Origin of the sequence: Pseudochrobactrum sp. sp1633 (assembly GCF_030376605.1) — a bacterium.
Taxonomy (GTDB): Bacteria; Pseudomonadota; Alphaproteobacteria; order Rhizobiales; family Rhizobiaceae; genus Pseudochrobactrum.
This window is the reverse complement of the sequence record NZ_JARRAE010000003.1, coordinates 310,854-332,691: the sequence shown is the minus strand read 5'-3', so window position 1 is coordinate 332,691 and position 21,838 is coordinate 310,854. Positions and strand designations below refer to the sequence as shown.

20 protein-coding genes are annotated in these 21,838 nt (G+C 52.0%); 12 read left to right on the top strand and 8 right to left on the bottom strand.

Going from position 1 to position 21,838, the window contains the following annotated elements; all coding sequences use genetic code 11:
* Nucleotides 1–49 precede the first annotated feature (49 nt).
* The gene (gene plsY / locus P8H26_RS05375; RefSeq protein ID WP_289631831.1) at nt 50–661 is read left to right on the top strand and encodes a glycerol-3-phosphate 1-O-acyltransferase PlsY; all 612 of its coding nucleotides are present in this window, start codon (nt 50–52) and stop codon (nt 659–661) included.
* A 3-nt stretch (nt 662–664) separates the two neighbouring features.
* A complete protein-coding gene (gene dprA / locus P8H26_RS05370; protein WP_374708233.1) occupies nt 665–1,855 on the top strand; it encodes a DNA-processing protein DprA in 1,191 nt (396 codons plus the stop codon).
* A 52-nt stretch (nt 1,856–1,907) separates the two neighbouring features.
* Here dprA and P8H26_RS05365 read toward each other — a convergent pair whose 3' ends face one another.
* On the bottom strand, nt 1,908–2,087 hold the full coding sequence (locus P8H26_RS05365; protein WP_289631829.1) for a hypothetical protein: 180 nt from the start codon (nt 2,085–2,087) through the stop codon (nt 1,908–1,910).
* A gap of 281 nt (nt 2,088–2,368) precedes the next feature.
* On the opposite strand from P8H26_RS05365, the gene topA reads away from it, so the two are divergent.
* The 6 genes from topA to rpmG all read left to right on the top strand — a co-directional run bounded on the left by topA (nt 2,369) and on the right by rpmG (nt 10,388).
* On the top strand, nt 2,369–5,080 hold the full coding sequence (topA, locus tag P8H26_RS05360) for a type I DNA topoisomerase (RefSeq protein ID WP_289631828.1): 2,712 nt from the start codon (nt 2,369–2,371) through the stop codon (nt 5,078–5,080).
* Nucleotides 5,081–5,340: 260 nt separating this feature from the next.
* Complete coding sequence (gene rnr, locus P8H26_RS05355) at nt 5,341–7,626, top strand: ribonuclease R (RefSeq protein WP_374708232.1); 2,286 nt, start codon at nt 5,341–5,343, stop codon at nt 7,624–7,626.
* 26 nt (nt 7,627–7,652) lie between these two features.
* Nucleotides 7,653–8,105: a DUF983 domain-containing protein gene (locus tag P8H26_RS05350; RefSeq protein ID WP_289631826.1), complete on the top strand. Its 453-nt coding sequence runs from the start codon at nt 7,653–7,655 to the stop codon at nt 8,103–8,105.
* Nucleotides 8,106–8,146: 41 nt separating this feature from the next.
* Nucleotides 8,147–8,920: an NUDIX hydrolase gene (locus tag P8H26_RS05345; protein WP_289631864.1), complete on the top strand. Its 774-nt coding sequence runs from the start codon at nt 8,147–8,149 to the stop codon at nt 8,918–8,920.
* Nucleotides 8,921–8,925: 5 nt separating this feature from the next.
* On the top strand, nt 8,926–10,119 hold the full coding sequence (locus P8H26_RS05340; RefSeq protein WP_289631825.1) for an MFS transporter: 1,194 nt from the start codon (nt 8,926–8,928) through the stop codon (nt 10,117–10,119).
* A gap of 101 nt (nt 10,120–10,220) precedes the next feature.
* Nucleotides 10,221–10,388 (top strand): 50S ribosomal protein L33, encoded by a 168-nt coding sequence (gene rpmG / locus P8H26_RS05335; RefSeq protein ID WP_022712316.1) that lies wholly within the window; start codon nt 10,221–10,223, stop codon nt 10,386–10,388.
* Between the two features lie 100 nt (nt 10,389–10,488).
* Here rpmG and P8H26_RS05330 read toward each other — a convergent pair whose 3' ends face one another.
* Entirely contained in the window at nt 10,489–10,884 is a 396-nt protein-coding gene (locus P8H26_RS05330; RefSeq protein ID WP_289631824.1) for a VOC family protein, read from the bottom strand.
* A 27-nt stretch (nt 10,885–10,911) separates the two neighbouring features.
* Complete coding sequence (locus tag P8H26_RS05325; protein ID WP_289631823.1) at nt 10,912–11,283, bottom strand: response regulator; 372 nt, start codon at nt 11,281–11,283, stop codon at nt 10,912–10,914.
* 243 nt (nt 11,284–11,526) lie between these two features.
* Here P8H26_RS05325 and P8H26_RS05320 point away from each other — a divergent pair, with 243 nt between their 5' ends.
* From P8H26_RS05320 to P8H26_RS05310, 3 genes are all read left to right on the top strand, one after another.
* The gene (locus P8H26_RS05320; protein ID WP_289631822.1) at nt 11,527–11,826 is read left to right on the top strand and encodes a DUF3572 domain-containing protein; all 300 of its coding nucleotides are present in this window, start codon (nt 11,527–11,529) and stop codon (nt 11,824–11,826) included.
* Nucleotides 11,827–11,941: 115 nt separating this feature from the next.
* Nucleotides 11,942–13,288, top strand: a complete 1,347-nt coding sequence (locus P8H26_RS05315; RefSeq protein ID WP_289631821.1) for a DNA polymerase IV — start codon at nt 11,942–11,944, stop codon at nt 13,286–13,288.
* 282 nt (nt 13,289–13,570) lie between these two features.
* A complete protein-coding gene (locus P8H26_RS05310; RefSeq protein ID WP_289631820.1) occupies nt 13,571–15,787 on the top strand; it encodes an esterase-like activity of phytase family protein in 2,217 nt (738 codons plus the stop codon).
* A 51-nt stretch (nt 15,788–15,838) separates the two neighbouring features.
* On the opposite strand, the gene P8H26_RS05305 is transcribed toward P8H26_RS05310, so the two are convergent.
* From P8H26_RS05305 to P8H26_RS05285, 5 genes are all read right to left on the bottom strand, one after another.
* A complete protein-coding gene (locus tag P8H26_RS05305) occupies nt 15,839–16,891 on the bottom strand; it encodes an alpha/beta fold hydrolase (protein WP_289631819.1) in 1,053 nt (350 codons plus the stop codon).
* A 97-nt stretch (nt 16,892–16,988) separates the two neighbouring features.
* Nucleotides 16,989–17,465, bottom strand: a complete 477-nt coding sequence (locus P8H26_RS05300; protein WP_289631818.1) for a GNAT family N-acetyltransferase — start codon at nt 17,463–17,465, stop codon at nt 16,989–16,991.
* Between the two features lie 69 nt (nt 17,466–17,534).
* Nucleotides 17,535–18,344 carry a MerR family transcriptional regulator gene (locus P8H26_RS05295; protein WP_289631817.1) on the bottom strand — a complete coding sequence of 270 codons (810 nt, stop codon included), beginning with the start codon at nt 18,342–18,344 and terminating at the stop codon, nt 17,535–17,537.
* 137 nt (nt 18,345–18,481) lie between these two features.
* Complete coding sequence (gene murI, locus P8H26_RS05290) at nt 18,482–19,309, bottom strand: glutamate racemase (RefSeq protein ID WP_289631816.1); 828 nt, start codon at nt 19,307–19,309, stop codon at nt 18,482–18,484.
* A gap of 12 nt (nt 19,310–19,321) precedes the next feature.
* On the bottom strand, nt 19,322–20,215 hold the full coding sequence (locus tag P8H26_RS05285; protein ID WP_289631815.1) for an RNA methyltransferase: 894 nt from the start codon (nt 20,213–20,215) through the stop codon (nt 19,322–19,324).
* A 338-nt stretch (nt 20,216–20,553) separates the two neighbouring features.
* Between P8H26_RS05285 and P8H26_RS05280 the strand changes: the two genes are divergently transcribed.
* The gene (locus tag P8H26_RS05280; RefSeq protein WP_289631814.1) at nt 20,554–21,768 is read left to right on the top strand and encodes an NADP-dependent isocitrate dehydrogenase; all 1,215 of its coding nucleotides are present in this window, start codon (nt 20,554–20,556) and stop codon (nt 21,766–21,768) included.
* The last annotated feature ends 70 nt before the right edge of the window (nt 21,769–21,838 follow it).

The window sequence follows — 21,838 nt, the reverse complement described above, 5'->3', positions numbered from 1 at the left end:
GCCTAATTTCTGGCAACGGCCTGAGCAGAAAAATACTTGAGGGAACTTTATGATTGAACCACTGATTATCACCGGCGTCGCGGCGGGTATTCTTGCAGCGCTGATCTTTGGCTATCTGCTCGGTTCAATCCCCTTTGGCCTGCTGCTCACCCGCATGGCCGGCCTCGGAGATGTCCGCTCCATCGGCTCCGGCAATATTGGTGCAACCAATGTGCTGCGCACCGGCAATAAGAAAATTGCCGCCGCAACCCTGCTCTGCGATATGCTCAAAGGCACGATCGCCGTGCTGGTTGCCGCTTATTTTGGCCGTGATTATGCGCTTGCCGCCGGTTTAGGTGCTTTTCTCGGCCATCTGTTTCCGGTCTGGCTCGGCTTTAAAGGCGGCAAAGGCGTCGCCACCTATCTCGGCATTCTGCTGGGACTGGTCTGGCCGGGTGCATTGGTTTTTGCTGCGGTGTGGATCGTTATCGCGCTGCTCACCCGCTATTCCTCACTCTCCGCGCTGATCGCTTGTATCGTGGTGCCACTGTCCATTCTCTATCTGGGATTGGGAAAAACCGCTTTGCTGTTTACGGTGCTGACCGTGATTATTTTCATCAAACACCGCGCCAATATTCAGCGGTTGTTAAACGGCACTGAAACGAAAATAGGATCAAAATAAATGATCGGAGAGACGGGTTCGCAGTCAAAAGGAATTCGTCTCTCAGACCAGCAGAGGCTCAACTGGTTGCGGCTTATCCGCAGCGATAATGTAGGACCTGCAAGTTTTCGCGATCTGATCGCCTATTGCGGCAGTGCAGCTGCCGCACTCGAGCGCCTGCCCCAGCTGGTCCGCTCCACAGCCAAGCGTCCGCTGCGCATTCATGCAATTGATGAAGCCGAGCGGGAACTCGAAGCGATAAAGCGTGCAGGTGCAAAGCTCATCGGCATGGGCGAGCCGGATTATCCGCCCTATCTCAAACAAATACTCAACCCGCCGCCGCTGATCACAGTGAGAGGCGACACGACGCTTTTTCAAAAACCACCAGTGGCTATCGTCGGCGCACGCAATGCCTCTGCCACCGCCTGTGCTTTCACAAGCCAGCTGGTGCGCGATCTGGGTGCAACGGGAATTGCTATTGTCTCCGGCTTTGCCCGAGGCATTGATACGGCAGCGCACAAGGCCAGTCTTGAAACAGGTACGATTGCCGTACTTGCAGGCGGGCTTGACCGTCCCTACCCGCCGGAAAATATCCCGTTGCTTGATAAGATTACGGATAATGGCGGCATTATCATCTCCGAAATGCCGATGGGCTGGGTGCCGCGCGCGCAGGACTTTCCACGCCGCAACCGCATCATCGCCGGTCTGTCGCTCGGCCTTGCAGTAATTGAAGCAGCACAACGCTCCGGTTCGCTCATCAGCGCGAGACTGGCAGGGGAAATGGGCAGACTGGTTTTTGCGGTTCCGGGCTCTCCGCTTGATCCGCGTGCCAATGGTGCCAACTCCCTGCTCAAAAACGGTGCCATTATGCTCACCGAAGCGCAGGATATCACCGATGCGCTGGCGCCGATGCTGCGCACGAACGGTGTTGAACCAATGCAGGCCGGATCATTATTCAAAGAAGATTCCGCGCAAATTCTGGCACACAGATCAGCCGTCACCGGAGCGGATACAACGGGTACTGCGGCAAGTGATGTCAACGGGTTTGATCGTATCCGCAGCGCGCTCAGCAGCACGCCAACAAGCGCAGACAGCATCATCCGCCATACGGGACTCAGCCCGTCCGCCGTGCATCTGGCATTGCTGGAACTTGATCTCGCCGGACAATTGCAGCGCAGCGATAACGGATTGGTTGCCCTGCTGCCATCACAATGAATGGTCAATCAGTTTCTGCCCGATCAGTTTTGGTTGATCAATTTCTGGTTGGTCAGTTTCTGGTTGATGGGCCAAACTGTGTGCGCAGCACATCTGATGCCTCGACCCATGCCATTTCAATAAAATATGCCAGCATCGGATATTGATTGGTTTGTGCAATATGACGGAGTTTCAGCAATGTATCGTGAACATAAATAATTTCTTGATATGAGTTCTCTTTGCTTTGCTTCATGAATTCAGCCATCCGAATGAACAAGAGATGAATCAAATAAATGCAATTATGAGCAGGTCGTAATAAATAAATTTTAGTCTTGAAATGCGCCATTTCAACCTAAGATTACAAAATTAACATTGTCAACCTGTCGTTGTTTTGCGTAAAAAACAGCGGCTTGCTCTTGACCAATCAGATTTCGCTGTTCATTTGAATGATAAATATCCTGCCAGCCTGATGATTTTCAAATCTGGCGCAATCCGGGCAAATCCGGCTGTGTACCTTAATCTGGACCCGTAAATATGAATGTCGTTGTCGTTGAATCGCCCGCCAAGGCAAAAACAATCAATAAATATCTAGGCTCAGACTATAAAGTTCTGGCCTCCTTTGGCCATGTGCGCGATTTGCCGGCAAAAGACGGCTCTGTGCGTCCTGATGAAGATTTTGCCATGAGCTGGGAAGTCGATGCGGCCTCCTCCAAGCGCCTTTCCGAGATCGCCAAGGCGGTCAAAGAAGGCGACAGTCTGATTCTGGCGACGGATCCGGATCGCGAAGGGGAAGCTATTTCGTGGCATGTTCTGGATGTGCTGCGTCAGAAAAAAGTGCTCGGCTCCAAGCCGGTCAAGCGCGTGGTGTTCAACGCCATTACCAAAAACGCAGTTCTGGAAGCGATGGCAAATCCGCGTGAGATTGATGTGCCGCTGGTCGATGCCTATCTGGCACGCCGCGCCCTCGACTATCTGGTGGGCTTTACACTGTCACCGGTTCTATGGCGCAAATTGCCGGGCTCGCGCTCGGCAGGCCGCGTGCAGTCTGTGGCGCTGCGTCTCGTCTGCGACCGTGAAACCGAGATTGAACGCTTCATCCGTGAAGAATATTGGAATATTGCCGCCCTGCTCCAGACACCACGCAGCGATAATTTCACTGCACGCCTGACTGTTGTTGACGGCAAGAAACTCGGCAAGCTCGACATCAAGAATGAAGAGCAGGCAACCGGCATCCGCACCATGCTTGAAGGCGCAAGCTTCAATGTCATGAGCGTTGACGCCAAGCCAACCAAGCGCAATCCGGGCCCGCCATTCACCACATCCACGCTGCAGCAGGCCGCCAGCGGTCAGCTTGGCTTCTCGGCATCGCGTACCATGCAGGTCGCGCAGCGCCTCTATGAAGGTATTGAGCTTGGCGGTGAAACCACCGGTCTGATCACCTATATGCGTACCGACGGTGTGCAGATGGCGCCGGAAGCGATTACCGCTGCCCGCAAAGCGATTGGCCAGACATTCGGCGATAATTACGTGCCGGAAAAGCCACGTTATTATTCCACCAAGGCAAAAAATGCTCAGGAAGCGCACGAAGCAGTGCGCCCGACTGACTTTAACCGCCATCCGAAAGAAGTGCGCAAATATCTCGATGAAGATCAGGCACGTCTGTATGAACTGATCTGGAAACGCGCTATTGCCAGTCAGATGCAGCCTGCGGATATTGAACGTACAGTGGTTGATATTGAAGCCAAGAACGGTGCCCGTTCTGCTGTGCTGCGTGCCAATGGTTCTGTTGTTCGTTTCAACGGCTTTCTCGCGGCCTATACGGATCACCGCGAAGAAGAAGATGAGGACGAGGACGGCGCACGTCTGCCGCAGATCAATGCCGGAGAGACACTGAAGCGTGAGAAAATTGATGCCACGCAGCATTCAACTGAACCGCCTCCGCGCTTTTCAGAAGCCTCGTTGATCAAACGTATGGAAGAGCTTGGCATCGGCCGTCCCTCAACTTACGCGGCAACGCTTAAAACCCTGAATGACCGTGAATATGTCACGATGGATAAGCGCAAGCTGATCCCGCAGGCCAAAGGCCGTCTGGTCACTGCTTTCCTTGAAAGCTTCTTTGAGCGCTATGTGGAATATGATTTCACTGCCGGTCTGGAAGAAAAGCTCGATCTGATTTCCGACGGCAAACTGGCATGGAAAGACGTGTTGCGCGATTTCTGGAAAGACTTCTCCGGCAATGTCGACAACACCAAAGAACTGCGCGTTACCAATGTGCTGGATGCGCTGAATGAACAGCTCTCCGCACTTGCATTCCCTGATCGCGGCGATGGTATGGATCCGCGTATCTGCCCGACGTGTCGTGAAGGCAACCTGTCGCTGAAACTCGGCAAATATGGCGCTTTTGTCGGCTGCTCCAACTATCCGGAATGCAAATTTACCCGCCAACTCGGCAATGAGGGTGAAGGCGATGCAGCCGGTGCTTCGGATGAGCCGAAAGTGCTTGGTCAGGATCCTGTGACCGGTGAAGATATCACCGCACGTACAGGCCGTTTTGGCCCGTATATCCAGCGCGGTGAAGGCAAAGAAGCCAAGCGCTCCAGCCTGCCTAAAGGCTGGTCACTGGGCGAGCTTGATCTGGAAAAAGCTTTGAGTCTGATCAACTTGCCGCGCGATGTGGGACCACATCCGGAAAGCGGCAAAATGATCACCGCAAGTCTTGGTCGTTATGGCCCCTATATTGCCCATGACGGCGCTTTCGCCAATGTGGACAGTATTGAGGATGTTTTCGAAATCGGTATCAACCGCGCTGTGACTGTGCTGGCAGAAAAAGCTGCCAAGGGTGGGCGCACCCGCGCTGCTCCGGCCGCACTTGCAACGCTCGGCGACCATCCGGATGGCGGCTCGATTACCGTGCGTGACGGTCGTTATGGCCCTTATGTCAATTGGGGTAAGGTCAATGCCACATTGCCAAAGGGTAAAGATCCGGCATCGGTGACAATGGAAGAAGCGCTGGAGCTGATTGCAGCCAAGGCCGGTTCCGCCAAGAAAACCACCAAAAAAGCTGCACCTAAGAAAGCTGCCGCGCCGAAGAAGACCACAGCCGCGAAAAAGACTACCAAAGCAAAAGCAGATGATGCCGATGCTGAAGCCAAACCGGCGAAAAAGGCAGCGGCCAAAAAACCTGCTGCGAAAAAGACCGCAACCAAGGCAGCCGCCAAACCTAAAAAAGCGGATGCCGCTGAATAAGCAGCGCAAAGCACGTAAAACAGAGGGCACCATAGTTACTATGGTGCCCTTTTTATTTGCATCCGTGCAGGCACAGCAAATGTTTCCATTCTGTGCTGAAATGCTTTAAAGAGTTTTCAAGACTTTATGAAATGTAAGTATTAAGGATGACCGGATTGGCTCGCAGAATTGACCCTTCTTCTGAACGCAACAGCGGCTCAGGCACACACAAAAACCAGAAGGGTGCAAAAAGCAACAAGACCTTTTCCGGTAAATCCAAAGTGAAACCGCTTTCAGAAAACTATCTTCCGTCGAAGGAAGATGTGCTGAAGTTTATCACCGAAAACCCTGATCGCGCAGCTAAGCGCGATATTGCCAAGGCGTTTAATCTCAAAGGTGATGCACGCATCTATCTGAAAGATATCCTGCGCGAGCTGGCCAATGATGGTCAGGTTGAAAAGCGCGCCAAGAAACTGGCACGTCCGAACGCTCTGCCGCCTATCGCACCACTCAGTATTACCGGCCGTGACAGTGACGGCGGTCTGATTGCCCGTCCGATTGAGTGGAGCGGCGACACGGCTGCCCCGCTGGTGCTGCTGCGCCGCACACATAAAGATAAAGGTCCGACCGTTGGTGTCGGCGATCAGGTTTTGGCGAAGATTTTTGCCAGTTCCGATAGAAGTGCTGCGCCTTATACCGGTCGTGTGATCAAGAAACTGGAGAAGCGCGACAGCGCCGTTCTCGGTGTTTTGCGCCAATTGCAAAGCGGTGAGTACCGCCTTGAGCCGGTGAACCGCAAGCAGAGCGAAGTCAGCATTGATGCAGAACATCTTAATGGTGCAAAAGCCGGTGATCTGGTTGAAGTGATCCCGCATCAGAAAAGCCGCTTTGGCCTGCCACAGGGCAAAATCGAACAGGTGATCGGCTCAATCGGCAGTGAAAAAGCGCTGTCGATGATTGCTATCCATGAATATGAAATTCCGCATATCTTCCCTGAAAAAGCGATTGAACAGGCGGAAAACGCCAAGCCTGCAACAATGGCGCACCGTGAAGATTGGCGCTCGCTGCCGCTGGTGACCATCGATCCTGCTGATGCCAAAGATTATGATGATGCGGTGTTTGCCGAAGCTGACACAGATCCGGCCAATGAAGGCGGTTTTGTCATTGTCGTGGCGATTGCTGATGTCAGCCATTATGTGCTGCATGGCTCTGCGCTCGATCATGAAGCGTTGAAGCGCGGCAACTCGGTCTATTTCCCTGATCGTGTGGTACCGATGTTGCCGGAGCATATTTCCAATGATCTGTGCTCGCTGCGTGAAGGCGTGGATCGCCCGGCTATGGCAGTGCGCATTATCATCGGTGCCGATGGTCGCAAGCGCTCGCACAGCTTCCATCGCATTATGATGCGCTCGGTTGCCCGCCTCGCCTACCAACAGGCACAGGCGGCCATTGACGGCGCTCTGGATGAGAAGACTTCAAGTGTCATTGATATCAGCCTGAAGCCGCTGTGGAAGGCCTATGCGGCGCTGAAAATGGCTCGTGACAAGCGCGAGCCGCTGGAACTTGACCTGCCTGAGAAAAAACTGATCCTCGATGATCAGGGGCAGGTGCTGAAAGTCATCGTTCCTGAACGGCTCGATGCCCATAAGCTCATCGAAGAATTTATGATTCAGGCCAATGTTGCGGCCGCAGAAACGCTGGAAGCCAAAAACCAGCCTCTGATCTACCGTATTCATGACCTGCCTTCGATGACCAAGCAGGAATCCCTGCGCGACTTCCTCAAGACGCTGGAAATCAGTCTTGCTCGCGGAGCGGAGCTGCGACCTGGCCAATTTAACAGTATTTTGTCCCGCGTCAGGGGCACCGACCACGAAGAGCTGGTCAATCAGGTCGTGCTGCGCTCGCAAAGTCAGGCAGAATATAACACAGACAATATCGGCCATTTCGGGCTTAATCTGCGCCATTACGCGCATTTCACCTCCCCGATCCGCCGTTATGCTGACCTGATCGTGCATCGTGCGCTGATCCGTGCGCTCAATCTGGGGCCGGATGGCCTGACAAATACGGAAATTGCAGAACTTCCGGCCATTGCGCTGAATATTTCCCAGACCGAGCGCCGCGCAATGCTGGCTGAACGCGAGACGACAGACCGTCTGATCGCCCATCATCTGGCCGAACAGGTTGGCAACGAGTTTCAGGCGCGGGTTCAGGGTGTTACCAAGGCCGGACTGTTTGTGACCCTTGCGACATATGGCGCCGATGGCTTTATTCCCATTTCCACTTTGGGTCGGGAATATTATCACTATGATGAGGCTGGTCACTCGGTCGCCGGTGAGCGGTCTGGCAAAGGCTATCGTCTTGGTGACAATGTGGAAGTCCGGCTGGTTGAAGCGCAGCCGGTTGCCGGTGCACTGCGCTTTGAAATGCTGACTGAAGCGCGTTTGCTGCCTGCCTCCTTGCAATCGCACCATAAAGCTACCAAATTCAGCCGCAAGACGGGCAAATCCCGTAGCGGCGGTCCATCAGGCGGAAAGCCATCCCATATTTCGCGTAGAAGCAAAAGATAAACCCAACACCGGCACCGGAGAATATGATGAGCAGTGATCAGAGCGTAAGCCAGACAGACATGCAGATTTTCGGTGGTGAAAGTGCAAAACAGGCACGCGCGACGCGCCCGCTTGGGCAAGCCATGAAGCGCGGCCTTCTCTCCCGCTGCCCGAATTGCGGTGATGGCAAGCTGTTTCGCTCATTCCTGCGCCCTGTCGCCAATTGTTCGGTGTGTGATGAAGATTACACTGCACAGCGTGCTGATGATCTGCCTGCTTATCTGACAGTTCTGATTGTCGGCCACGTCGTGATTGCGCTGTTTATGATGGTTGAAAACATGGGCGGCCTTTCCCTTTGGGGACATCTGGCAATCTGGGGGCCGGTCACGATCCTGATGTCTCTGGCTTTGCTACAGCCAATGAAAGGCGCCACAATCGGCCTGCAATGGGCGCTGTACATGCATGGCTTTGATACGGAAAGCACAAAAGAATATATCTGATGTCTATGCCAGCACACGGCTCTCAGACCTCTTTACAGGATATGCATAAAACGGATGATGCGGCTGTGCTTCAGAATAAAAGCACCGCTTCATCCGCTACTATCAGGCCGCGTGATGCGGCCTCTCTCATTCTCATAGATCGCAGTGATAAAGAGCCGCGCATTCTCATGGGACGCCGCGCACAAGCCATGCATTTCATGCCGGATAAATTTGTATTTCCGGGAGGCGGCACCGAGATGCAGGATGGCAGAATATCCGCTGCCAACTGTCTCAGGCCGCAGGATGAGGCCAAGTTGCTCGCAGGACTTGGCAAACGTGCCAGCACTCAGCGGGCGCGCGCTCTGGCTATGACAGCGATACGGGAAACCTACGAGGAAACCGGCCTGCTGCTTGGCACACCGCATGATGATGCGCAGACGCATCCCTGGGCAGGCTTTGCCCGTACCAACCACCTTCCTGATTTGTCACGTCTTCGCTATGTCGCGCGTGCTATTACGCCGCCCGGCCATGTGCGCCGCTATGATGCGCGGTTCTTTGCCAGTTTTTTGGATGAGATCAACCCGTCACCTGCAGCCGCCAGCACCATGACGACTGACATGAGCAGTATAGAATCATCTGCTTATAATGAGCCAGAATTATCTGATCTTAGGTTTGTGAGCTTTTCAGAAGCCATGAATCTCAATATTGCTGATATTACACGCATTATTTTACGGGATATTGAAAAACTCCTGCTCGAAGACATGAGTTTGTCATCTATATATCCGGTTCCGTTCTATCGAAAACGGCATGGCCGTCATGTCCGTGAGGTAATATAAATTTCATGCAGCAAGACCATCTTTCATCTGAAACCGCATCAGAGGTGCTCCAGCCAACGCAATGGCGCTCTTTGGGCGCGGCAATTGCCACAATCAGCGCTGTCGGTGCCGCTATCGGCCTTGGCATACCGCTGCTGAGCGTGCTGCTGGAAAGCCGCGGCTACTCAGCCAGTACCATTGGCGCCAATACAGCCATTGCAGGTCTTGCATCCCTGTTCGGAGCCGCGCTCTCTGCGCGTATCGGTTCTTATCTCGGCGTTGCCCGCTCTATGATGCTCATGCTGCTGATCAGCGGGCTGTCTTTCCTCGGTTTTTATCTGTTTCCGGATATTATTGCATGGTTTGCACTGCGCGTTTCCTTGCATTTCGCGCTCACTGTATTGTTTGTGCTGTCTGAATATTGGGTCAATACCTCTGCCCCGCCTTCCAAACGCGGACTGGTGCTTGGTATCTACGCGACCTGTCTTTCTCTGGGCTTCGCAGTCGGCCCCTGGTTGTTCTCCATCATCGGCAGTGGCGGCTTTATGCCGTTTGGTATCGGCATCGTCATCATTGCGCTGGCAGCCTTCCCCGTGATGATCGCCAGAAAAGACAGCCCTGAATTTGAAGAAGGCGAACACGTCCCGTTCCTGCCCTATATTTTCATTGTTCCGGCAGCGACAATGGCAGTGTTTGTTTATGGCGCGGTAGAAACCGGCGGCTTTGCCCTGTTCCCTGTCTTCGGCACGCGTGTCGGTCTCAATGAAGGTGATGCGGCTCTGCTGCTGACGATGGTCGGCCTTGGCAATGTGCTCATGCAAATTCCGCTCGGTCTTATCTCTGACCGTATTCGCGACCGCCGCATTCTGCTGCTTATTTGTGCTGTAATCGGCTTTGCAGGCATGGTGCTGCTGCCATTCGTTGTCGCCAGCTGGTATTTGATGGCATTTCTGCTGCTGATTTGGGGTGGCGTTGTTGCCGGTCTTTACACAGTCGGCCTTGCGCATCTTGGTTCGCAATTGCAGGGACGCGAGCTTGCTTCGGCCAATGCAGCATTCATTTTCTGCTACGGCATTGGTATGCTGGCAGGCCCTCAGGCAGCCGGCGTCGGCATGGATTTGCTCGGCGCGACAGGTTTCCCCGTCACTTTATCACTCTTTTTTGCAGCATTTATCATAATTCTGCTCGTGAGACTGGTAGTTCGTAAACAGCGGGCTTGACTTTTCGGCGCGTATCCGTAGTGTCGCGCCAAATTCCCGCACCCGGATGAAATCGCCGGAATCGCAGGCGGTTTTATTTTTTAAAAGAGCAGGATAACGTTATGGCTAAGGCTACAACAATTAAAATCAAGCTGTTGTCGACCGCAGACACCGGTTTCTTCTATGTAACAAAGAAGAACAGCCGTACAATGACTGAGAAAATGACAAAGCGTAAGTACGACCCAGTTGCTAAGGCACACGTCGAATTCAAAGAAACCAAAATCAAATAATCTTGGTTTTAGTTATTAAAAAACCCGGACTGTTATCAGTCCGGGTTTTTTATTGCCTGAATGCAGAGAATTCTCCGTACGCCTCAGATCAAAACGCGCTCTAAGGCGCCCAATCCGTCTGCTGCAAAACAATACGGTAACCGTCCGGATCTTCGAAAGTTACCCCCTTCTTATCCCAGTAAGGATTGAAGGCGCTCACAGGTACAAAACCGGCCGCCTTCATACGCTCAACAGCAGCTTCCCACTCGGCATGATCCGGCAAATAAAAAACCAGCAGATTCTCTTTGGTTGGCGCCTTACCGGCCTGATGCTTATCGGTGCGTGTAAATGCAAAATGATAGGGCACATTTTCACGCCCCATAATGATTGCGTCAAAACCATCATGAACCTGAAAACTATCAAGAACTGTCAGTCCTAAACCATCCCGATAAAAGGGAAGCAGTGCCTCCAGATTATCTGTCGGCCTTACAATGCGGAACGTAGGAATTTTCATCATTCACCTCAGTAAGGCGAAGTCCTGTAACTACAGGTCGCCGAGATAGGACTTAATCGTCTCAATAAAGCGCGGCACGGAGATCGGCTTGGAAATATAAGCCTCACAACCACCCTGACGAATACGCTCTTCATCGCCCTTCATGGCAAAGGCTGTAACGGCAATAACCGGAATGCTTTTAAGCTCATCATCCTCTTTCAGCCATTTGGTGACTTCCAGACCGGAAACCTCAGGCAGCTGAATATCCATCAGGATCAGATCGGGATGGTGGATACGCGCCAGATCCATCGCTTCAAGACCATTGCGCGTGCGGATCGTTTCATAACCGCTGGCTTCAATCAGATCGCGGAACAGCTTCATATTCAGCTCGTTATCTTCGACGATCATTACTTTTTTGGTCATGAAACAATACCTTGTTACTCAGAACACCTGTCTGAATATATCCGCCGCTCTTGACCGGCAGCATTTCGCAGTTTTCGGCTCACGTCAATTACCGGTCATTTGCATCGCATATAATGACCATAAATATCCCGACCTGAAAAGCATAGCATTGAACAATGACCAAATTGTCCATAAACAGCTGTCGTACAGCTAAAACTGTGATTACAGTTGCCAAACAGTAAAGATCAATTCGCAGGGTTCATAATGTCAAAAGCAATTTTAAATCAAGGTGATGCAGAGAATCTGGCGATTGAAGCTCTGGTGTTTCTTGCGCAGCAACCGGAATTGATGAACCGCTTTTTGTCCCTTACCGGCATTGAAGTTTCCTCCATTCGTGAAGCGGCAACTGAACCTGCCTTTCTGACAGGCGTACTGCAATTCTATCTGGCGCATGAGCCAACCCTGATGCAGTTTTGTGAAGCCACCGGCCACAAACCTGAAAGCATGAGTCAGGCGCTGCGTTTTCTGCCAAATGGTGACAATTTCTACGATCAATCCATGTAAGCACCACCTTCTGCGTAGCTGTAGATTGTGAATAGAAATCACTGGCGCTTGCGAGCTTCAGCCTGTATCGTGCAAATGTTCCGCTTATGTTCGGTTCATAATTCAGGTTTTCTCGATGATCAACGACGTTTCCGGTTATTTTGCTGAAGCAGATCCGCAGGCAGGCTTCTGCCGCGATTGCCTGACCGTGCAGAAAAAGCGCCGGAATGAACCGCGCCCACGTTGCAGTTCCTGTGGCAGCCCGCGTCTGGTGCGCCATGAAGAGCTTTATGATTTAAGCTTTGCACATATTGATTGTGATGCTTTTTACGCCTCGATTGAAAAGCGTGATAATCCTGACTTGCGTGATAAGCCGGTAATTGTCGGTGGTGGCAAACGCGGCGTGGTGTCCACCTGCTGCTATATTGCTCGTATTCACGGCGTGCGTTCTGCTATGCCAACATTCAAAGCCATTGAGCTCTGCCCGCAAGCCATATTCGTTAAACCGAATATGGAGAAATACCGCACTGTCGGCCACCAGATCCGAAAGATGATGTTTGACCTCACGCCACTGGTAGAACCGCTTTCTATTGATGAGGCATTTCTGGATCTGCGCGGCACGACAAAGCTGCATCGCGCACCACCTGCATTTGTGCTGGCTGAACTCGCCCGCAGGATTGAGCAGGATATCGGGATTACCGTTTCTGTAGGCCTGTCATATTGCAAGTTTCTCGCCAAGTTTGCCTCCGATTTAGAGAAGCCGCGCGGTTTCTCGGTGATCGGAGAAAAGGAAGCACCGGACTTTCTGAAGCCAAAACCTGTCGGCATGATCTGGGGCGTTGGTAAGGCACTCAATGCCAAGCTCAATGCAGACGGTATTCAGACCATCGGGCAACTGCAGCAGATGGAAGAAACCCCGCTGATGAAGTCCTACGGCGTGATGGGACAACGGCTCTATCGCCTCTCCCGTGGGTTGGACACGCGCACTGTACAGCCGGAAAGCGAGATGAAAAGCATCTCCAATGAAACCACCTTTGATATTGATATTGCCAAGGCTGAGGATTTGGTGCCGGTGCTGCGTGCATTGTCAGAAAAAGTTGCCGGACGTTTGAAGCATGGCGAGATTGCGGGTCATACAGTGGTGTTGAAGCTGAAGACCAAGGATTTCCAGAGCCGTACCCGCAATCATCGTCTGAGTGATCCGACTCAACTTGCTGACCGCATTTTTCGTACCGGCCTCTATATGTTGCATAAGGAAATTGACGGCACACAATATCGCCTGCTCGGCATCGGTGTAACCGATCTGACTGATCCGGTGAAAGCCGATCCGCCGGATCTGGTAGATATCAAAGCCGGTAAGCGTGCGGCTGCAGAAACTGCCATTGATAAGTTGCGCTCAAAATTCGGCTTGAAGACAGTGGAAACCGGCTACACATTTGGCAAAGGCAACCTAGCGCGTCCGCAAACACCATCAGACAAGTGACGTGGCACTTCAGCGTTTTCCAGCGATTAAATTGCTAATAAAAGCCATGTCATCATTTCTTCATGGAAGTGACATTTGTCTGAAACAGAGAACGGCGAAATCTCCCCTCAATGTCTGAATCAAAAAGTGGCAGGCCATAGCGAAAATGGTGATTTCGAGCACCGGAACGCAGCGTGCATATAAGTACGTGAGTACCGGAAGCGTAGAAATTGCCATTTGCAGCAAGGCATGGCGGCTTTTGGATCAGAGATCCAGAATATTATGCAACATTCGGGGATATTCATGTCGCGCCGTTCTATGAGACTTTCTCTCATCACCGCCCTTACTGCCACTCTGGCAAGTTCCGTTGCTTTTTCCGCTTCGGCTGAACCGGTTTTCAACCGCATCGCCAGCTTTGCAGTCGCCGATAACCTGCCGAAAGATGCAGATGCAAAAGCGGCAACCTCCTCCGAAATCATTACGGTTTCGGAAGACGGCAATATGCTGATCTATTCCGACAGCCCGTATGGCGGCATCGGTTTTGTTGATATTACCGATCCTAAAAATCCGAAAGCCGGCGGCGTTCTTAAAGTTGAAGGCGAGCCGACATCGGTTACTGTAGCAGGCAAGCGCGTTTTCGCCGGCGTCAATACATCTGAAAGCTATGTAAAGCCATCCGGCCGTCTGGATGTCATTGATATTGCATCGCGCAAGGTTGAAATGAGCTGCGATCTCGGTGGTCAGCCGGATTCTGTTGCCGTTTCACCGGACAAGACATTCCTCGCCGTTGCTATTGAAAATGAGCGTGATGAAGACCTGAATGACGGTGAGTTGCCACAGCTTCCAGCCGGTAATCTGGTTATTCTGAACCTTAAAGACGGCACACCGGATTGCAAAACCATGAAAGTGGTAGATCTGACCGGTATTGCAGAAGTTGCGCCGGAAGACCCGGAGCCTGAATTTGTTTCCATCAATAGCAAAAATGAAATTGCTGTTACCCTTCAGGAAAACAACCATATTGCGATCGTCGATGCTGCTTCCGGCAAGATCACCGCGCATTTTTCTGCCGGTACTGTTGACCTCGACAAGATCGATACCAAGAAAGACGGCCAGATCAAATTCAACGGCGAAATGAAAAATGTCGCTCGCGAGCCGGACACCATCAAATGGATTGGCGATGACCGCCTGCTAACCGCCAATGAAGGCGATTATAAAGGTGGTTCACGCGGCTTTACGATTTTCGACAAAACCGGCAAGGTAACTTATGAATCCGGCAATACGCTGGAACACAAGATTGCTGCGCACGGCCATTATCCCGAAAAACGCAACAAAAAAGGCGTTGAGCTGGAAGGTGCCGAGGTCGGCCGTTTTGGTGATACCAACTATCTCTTCGTGGCAAGCGAACGCGGCTCAATGGTCGGCGTATATAAAGATACCGGTAAAGATCCTGAGTTCGTTCAGCTGCTCCCATCGGGTATCGGTCCTGAAGGTGTGCTGGCGATCCCGTCACGCAACCTGCTGGTAACAGCCAATGAAACTGATCTGGGTGAAGACGGCGCCGCCCGCTCCCATGTGATGATTTATGAGTTGCAGGATAAAGCCGCAGATTATCCGCAGCTGGTTTCGGAAATAACCGAAGAAGGCACATCAATCGCCTGGGGCGCACTCTCCGGTCTGGTTGCTGATGAAAGCAAGGACGGCATTCTCTATGCAGTATCTGACTCTGCTTATTTCGCTGCGCCAACAATCTATACGATTGATGCCAATCAGAAGCCTGCGAAAATCACATCTGCACTGCTCGTCAAGCGCGGTAAAGATGCAGCGCAAAAGATTGATCTTGAAGGCATTACGACCGATGGCAATGGCGGCTTCTGGCTGGCTAATGAAGGTGACCAGAAGAAACTGGTTCCGCATGCCATTCTCAATGTGAATGATAAAGGCGAGATCAAAAAAGAAATCGCTTTGCCTGAAGACCTGCTCAAGCATCAGACCCGTTTTGGTCTTGAAGGCATCACCCGTACCGGTGAAGGTGACAGTGAAACGCTCTGGATGGTTGTACAGCGCGAATGGGCTGATGATGACAAAGGCACTGTCAAAATCCTCAGCTACAATCTGAAGAGCGAAGAATGGGCTGCCGTTTCCTATCCGCTGGATAAGAAGGAAAAAGGCTGGGTCGGCCTGTCGGAAATCACTGCCCATGACGGTCAGCTCTATATGGTTGAGCGCGACAATCTGATCGGCAATGAAGCTGTCAACAAGCGCCTCTACAAAGTGGCAATGGCTGATCTGAAGCCAGCGAAGATCGGTGAGAAACTGCCGCTTGTCAGCAAAACACTGGTCTATGATTTTATTCCTGACCTCAAGAAGCTCAACGGTTTTGTACCGGATAAACTTGAAGGCTTCGCCATCGACAAAAACGGCATCGGCTATGTTGTGACCGATAATGACGGTGTGGATGACTCCAATGGTGAAACCCAGTTCTTCACCGTTGGCAAAGTCAGTGAACTAAAAGCGAAATAAGCCTCCCAAGGCTCTCAAAAGAAAGGCCGCTATTTAGCGGCCTTTTTTACATCATTTTGCAGGTAATGATTTCGCCAGAAATGCAATAATCATATCAGCTACTTCACGATGGATCGCCTCACGGCTACGCTCTCCGCCGTCTTTACAGACAATACCGTCTCCCGGTGTTTCTGCCTCGATAAGTTCTGCCGCACCGGCCTTACATATCTGCATGAAGCTGAAATGCATGGCATCCGCAATCTCAACATATTGCGCGGTTTTTGATGGCATATTGGATGCGACATAACCGGATTCCAGTTTTGCAGGCAGATCACCAATATCAACGCCTGCCCCAAAAATCATCGCTGGTACGGTAATGCTGTTCAGGCTCTCCGGAGTGAAACCGCGCGCTAAACCCAGATCGAGCGAGACAATCGCACCAACACGCGGATCGGCCTTCATTGTTTTCAGTTTTTCTGCCGCAACATTACCCTGCGGGGTAATTAATTCACTCGCCAGACCACACGTGCGCGGATTGGGTTGCTCTGTGCAATCCCTATCAAAGCGCGCAGGGTCAAACTGTGCGCCAGCCAGAGCCACAACCGACCAGCCTCCGAGCGAATGACCGATAGCAGCAATGCGGCTTGGCTCAACCTTGCCCGCTAAGGCGCTGTCAGTGGCCACAGCATCAATCACACGACTGAGATCATGCGGACGCTCCCAGAGCTGCGCAGCCTGTTCCTTATCGCGATTAAATGTCGTTGTGCCCGGATGATCTGGTGCGGCCACAATATAACCCTGCCCGACCAGTTCCCCCGCCAGCCAGTTCAGATTGCGCCAGCTGCCGCCATAGCCATGCGACAAGACCACAAGCGGATGCGTTTTGCCGTCAGGCGCAGCGCTCTTAACGGCCTCAATACCAATAAATGCCTGATTTTCACCAACACTAACGGGCGTAGCCTTATCTGTTGTCGGGTACCAGAGTGCGAGATTGATGCTCCGTTTGCCATTGGCATCCGGTAGTTCAACCTGCCGAAAACCAACAGGCTCAGCAGTGCCGGCAAAAATACCGCCGGAAGAAAAAACAATTAAACACGCCGTAAGTGCAGCAACAGACCGCCTCATATTCAAAAACTCCGGTAAATGACAATTTCATATTACAAAACACGATAATGATGAAAGCTAAGAACGGAGACCTGAAACGCAATCAAGGTCATACTAATTATGCTTCGAGCACCATATGCACGATGGCAATAGGCTCACCACCGACTGCATGCGAGAAAAAACCACGTTCGACAGCCTTGAAACCATGATGCGCGTAAAAACTTTCGGCGTTAAGCGTAGCCTCAACACGTATATCCCCCTTATAATCGCGTCTGGCATGTTCAATCCCCAGTGTGAGTAAATGCTTACCAAGGCCGGTGCTTGTCGCTTCAGGCAGCAGAAACAGGCGCGTCACCTCTCCGCCTTCCGTATCAACAAAAGCAACGAGTTTACCCTCGCGCTCCGCAACCAACACATTACCCCTGGCAATAATTGCCTCATAGGTTTGTGCAGTGCGTGCGCCCATCCATCCGGCCAATTGCTCAGAACTGTAAAAAGCCTGACCTGATGCTAGAATGGACAAGTGGGTGACATTATAAAGTGCTTGTCCGTCACCCGCCTGCGCTGCTCTGATATGAAAACCGCTCAGTGTCATTATAATCCCCGCTTATAACTCTCTGAATTATGATGCATCATAATTGCAGCTTACCACAAGCGGGAAAACTCATTTCAGCGGGATATAGATCTCAGTCACACTTTCAGGACTCATCGGCCCGAGAAAACGAGCACCGCTATATTCAAATTCCGGCCCTTCATCAGGTTGCATACCTGCACTCGGCAACCATTCGGAATAGGCTGCGCGGAATGTTTCCGGCAAAGTCGTCACCTCACCCAGATGCTCAACTTTCGCGTAATAGCGCCCCGGAATTTCCATTGCGACCAAACCTTCGGGAATGGTTGCATCCGCACCAACCGGCAGACCCGCAATATAGCGCCACTGACCATCTTCCAGCGGCTGGCAAATGCCGAAAGTGCCAACAGGCTCGTTCATGCGCTCAATCTCATGCTCACGCGCCTCAAAACGATCCCACATTTGCGCAATGCTGCCCTCGTCCTCAGGATACCAACACATGCCGATAATCCGTTGGGCTGCGAAGAAAACACGTTCAGGCTTTTGTAATTCAGGCATGGTGCGCTCCGGTTGTGCAAGATAGCGAAGAAGATGATCGAGGGTTTTCTGACGGCGGTTGATTTCAGCCTCAAGCAGCGCCGCATGATTTTGCAGGCTTGCATGCATCTTCTCCACACTGTCCAGCCCGCCGCTGGCAGCCAGTGTTTTGATCTCATCCAGCGCCATGCCACGTTGCCTCAGCCAGACAATACGCCCCAGTGTTACAATCTGTTCCGGCCGGTAATAGCGGTAGCCATTATCCTGCCCGCTCAGGCAGGGACTGAACAGGCCGATACTGTCATAATGGCGCAGTGTTTTCGTCGTCACCCCTTGGGAGCGCGCCATTTGTCCTATTGTGAGCATGCTTTCTCCTTGCGACTCTCATCACACAAGTTATGCAGGCTTGCCCTTAGGGTAAGGTCAAGTTTTTTCTATAAAAAATGATTTTATCCGGATGATAGCTTAGCCGGAAAGCGGGCATAGCAGTTTGCTGCTTCGCTTTAGTTTCGCAGGCCAAAGCCTTGCAAAAGCCGGCGGATCGCATAATCAGGCTTGCCAGATGTGAACACCGCCAGATCATCATGATGATGGAGAATCTTGTCTTTATTCTCAGGCAGCAGAGACAACATACGCCTTGCAATCGCTTCAGCCGGGTCAAGCCAGTCTACCGGCCACGGCGCTAAACGGCGAAATACATTGGCGAGAAACGGATAATGTGTGCAGGCAAGCACCACGATATCTGTGCGCTTACCGTCCTTTTCAATAAAGCATGGCATGATCTGCTCAAGCACCAGCTCATCATCAATCTTTTCGCCGCGAATATGCGCTTCGGCCAGTGTGGCAAGCCGGTCAGCACCCACAAGGCGCACATGGCATTGTGTGGCGAAAGACTGGATCAAATCGCGTGTATAGGCACGCTTAACCGTGCCCGGTGTTGCCAGAACCGAGACAAGACCGGAACTGGTGCGCTCAGCGGCCGGTTTAATCGCCGGAACGGTGCCGACAAAAGGCGTATCGGGAAAAGCCTGCCGCAGATCATCCAGCACCAATGTGGACGCCGTATTACAGGCAATCACGCAGAGCTGAGGATGAAACCGGCGGATCAGATCAGCAAACAAGCTGACAATACGCTCGCGCAAAGCAGGCTCTTCCCATGAACCATAGGGAAAACCTGCATCATCAGCCACATAAATAAAATGGCGGTCGGGCATCAGCACCCGCGCCTCGCGCAAAACCGTCAGACCGCCGATACCGCTGTCAAAAACGATGACCGGCGCATCCTGCCTGCTGGAAATATTGGTTGCTGTATATTGCGCGAGATGGTGCATCGCAAACCTGCCTCAGGACTTTTCGTCCGGTTTATCCTGCTCGGTATTCTGTGTCTCATCTTTATAAACTCTGGCGCGGCCTTCGGGCGCGGCATCATTGGGTATTCTGGCGCGGCCTTCGGGCGCGCCGGAGCCACGCGGGCTTTTCGGTGAGAAATAATCCAGCGAGGTCAGCACACCGCGCAGCAGGCGGATTTCAGCTTCCGCAAATGCCGGACGGGTCAGCACTGCCCGCAGATTATTCACCATAATCTCCTTACGCGCTTCTGGCCGGAAATAACCGCGCGTATCCAGAGCTTCCTCCAAATGATTAAAGAAACCGTGTAGATATTCCTTATTCGCCGGTTGCAATTCCGGTCCGCGGAATACCGTATCCGTTTCCTGCTCCAGACCGGACTTCATCCATTCATAGGACATCAGCAGCACAGCCTGCGCGATATTCAGCGAGGCGAATGCCGGATTGACCGGAAATGTCACCAGTTCATCGGCCAGCCCAACTTCATCATTCTTCAGGCCGACACGTTCACGGCCGAACATGATGCCGGTTTTCTCACCAGTGCGGAATTTGTGACGCAGGATTTTGCCTGCTTCCACGGGGCCGCGCACCTGTTTGAAACCGTCACGCTCGCGTGCAGTCGTGGCATAAACAAAGTTCAGATCAGCGAGCGCTGATGGCAGATCATCATAAAGCACGGCACTATCGATAATATGATCGGCCTTGCTGGCGGCAGAGCGGGCTTTGTCATTCGGAAAGGCCTCACGCGGGTTAACCAGACGCAATTCACCCAGACCAAAATTGGCCATAGCGCGCGCCACCATGCCGATATTTTCCGGCAATTGCGGCTCAACAAGAATGATTGCGGGGCCTTCTGAAATCATCGTGCGCTGTTTATCTGTACCGGCCATTGTCTTCTCAAACTCAAATTTCGCGCGCAAAAAGAGATATTCAACATGCGCTTTTCGCGCTTTTCTTAAACGGAAGAGCACCGGAATTCAAATCATCCGCAGCAATTAATCAGTCTGAATATCAAAAAATTGAATCGCCTGTATCAGTCTCCCGTCCGACTTATCCCTGCCCTTACCTGCCGTAACACCATCGTGAACAGGCGAATTGTATTTTGAAATTACAAAAAACCATATCCGTCAGAGAATTTTATCATTCCTGTTCTCATGAAGTGGTTAGGACTTTGCGCACAGGCTAAGCAGTGCTATGAGGGGCGCAACTTCATGAAGGAGAGGTTTTTATGGCAAAGATCAAAGTTGCTAATCCCGTCGTTGAACTTGACGGCGACGAGATGACCCGCATCATCTGGCAGTTTATCAAAGACAAACTCATCCATCCGTATCTCGACATTGATCTGAAATATTATGATCTGTCGGTTGAACACCGCGATGAAACCAATGATCAGGTTACCATTGATGCAGCGAATGCCATCAAGGAACACGGCGTTGGTGTTAAATGCGCCACCATCACTCCTGATGAAGCCCGCGTTGAAGAATTCAAGCTCAAGAAAATGTGGAAATCGCCAAACGGCACCATCCGCAACATTCTCGGCGGCGTAATTTTCCGCGAACCAATCATCTGCAAAAACGTACCACGTCTGGTGCCAGGCTGGACTCAGCCGATCATCGTTGGCCGTCATGCTTTCGGTGACCAGTACCGCGCGACCGATTTCAAATTCCCGGGCAAAGGCAAGCTGTCGATCAAATTTGTTGGTGAAGACGGCGAAACCATTGAACATGAAGTCTATGATGCACCGTCTTCAGGCGTTGCTATGGCCATGTACAATATCGACGAATCAATCCGTGAATTCGCACGCGCATCGCTGAACTACGGCCTGCAGCGCGGCTATCCGGTTTATCTGTCGACCAAGAACACCATTCTCAAAGCCTATGACGGTCGCTTCAAAGATATCTTTGAAGAAGTGTATCAGGCTGAATTCGCTGAGAAGTTCAAAGAAGCCAAGATCTGGTACGAACACCGCTTGATCGACGACATGGTTGCCTCGGCTCTGAAATGGTCCGGCGGTTATGTCTGGGCTTGTAAGAACTATGACGGCGACGTGCAGTCCGACATCGTGGCACAGGGCTTCGGCTCGCTCGGCCTGATGACCTCGGTTCTGATGACACCGGATGGCAAGACCGTTGAAGCAGAAGCTGCTCACGGTACTGTAACCCGTCACTATCGCCAGCATCAGAAGGGTGAGGAAACCTCAACCAACTCGATCGCTTCGATCTTCGCATGGACCCGTGGTCTGGCGCACCGCGCCAAGCTCGATGACAATGCTGAACTGAAGCGCTTTGCTGACACTCTGGAAAAGGTCTGCGTGGACACTGTTGAGTCCGGCTACATGACCAAAGATCTGGCTCTGCTGATCGGTCCGGATCAGCCTTGGCTGTCGACAACAGGCTTCCTCGACAAGATCGACGAAAACCTGCAGAAAGCTATGGCTGCTTAATCAGCACCGGAACTTACAGAAAAACCCCGCCTGAAGTTTTCAGGCGGGGTTTTTATTTATCTATGCAGAC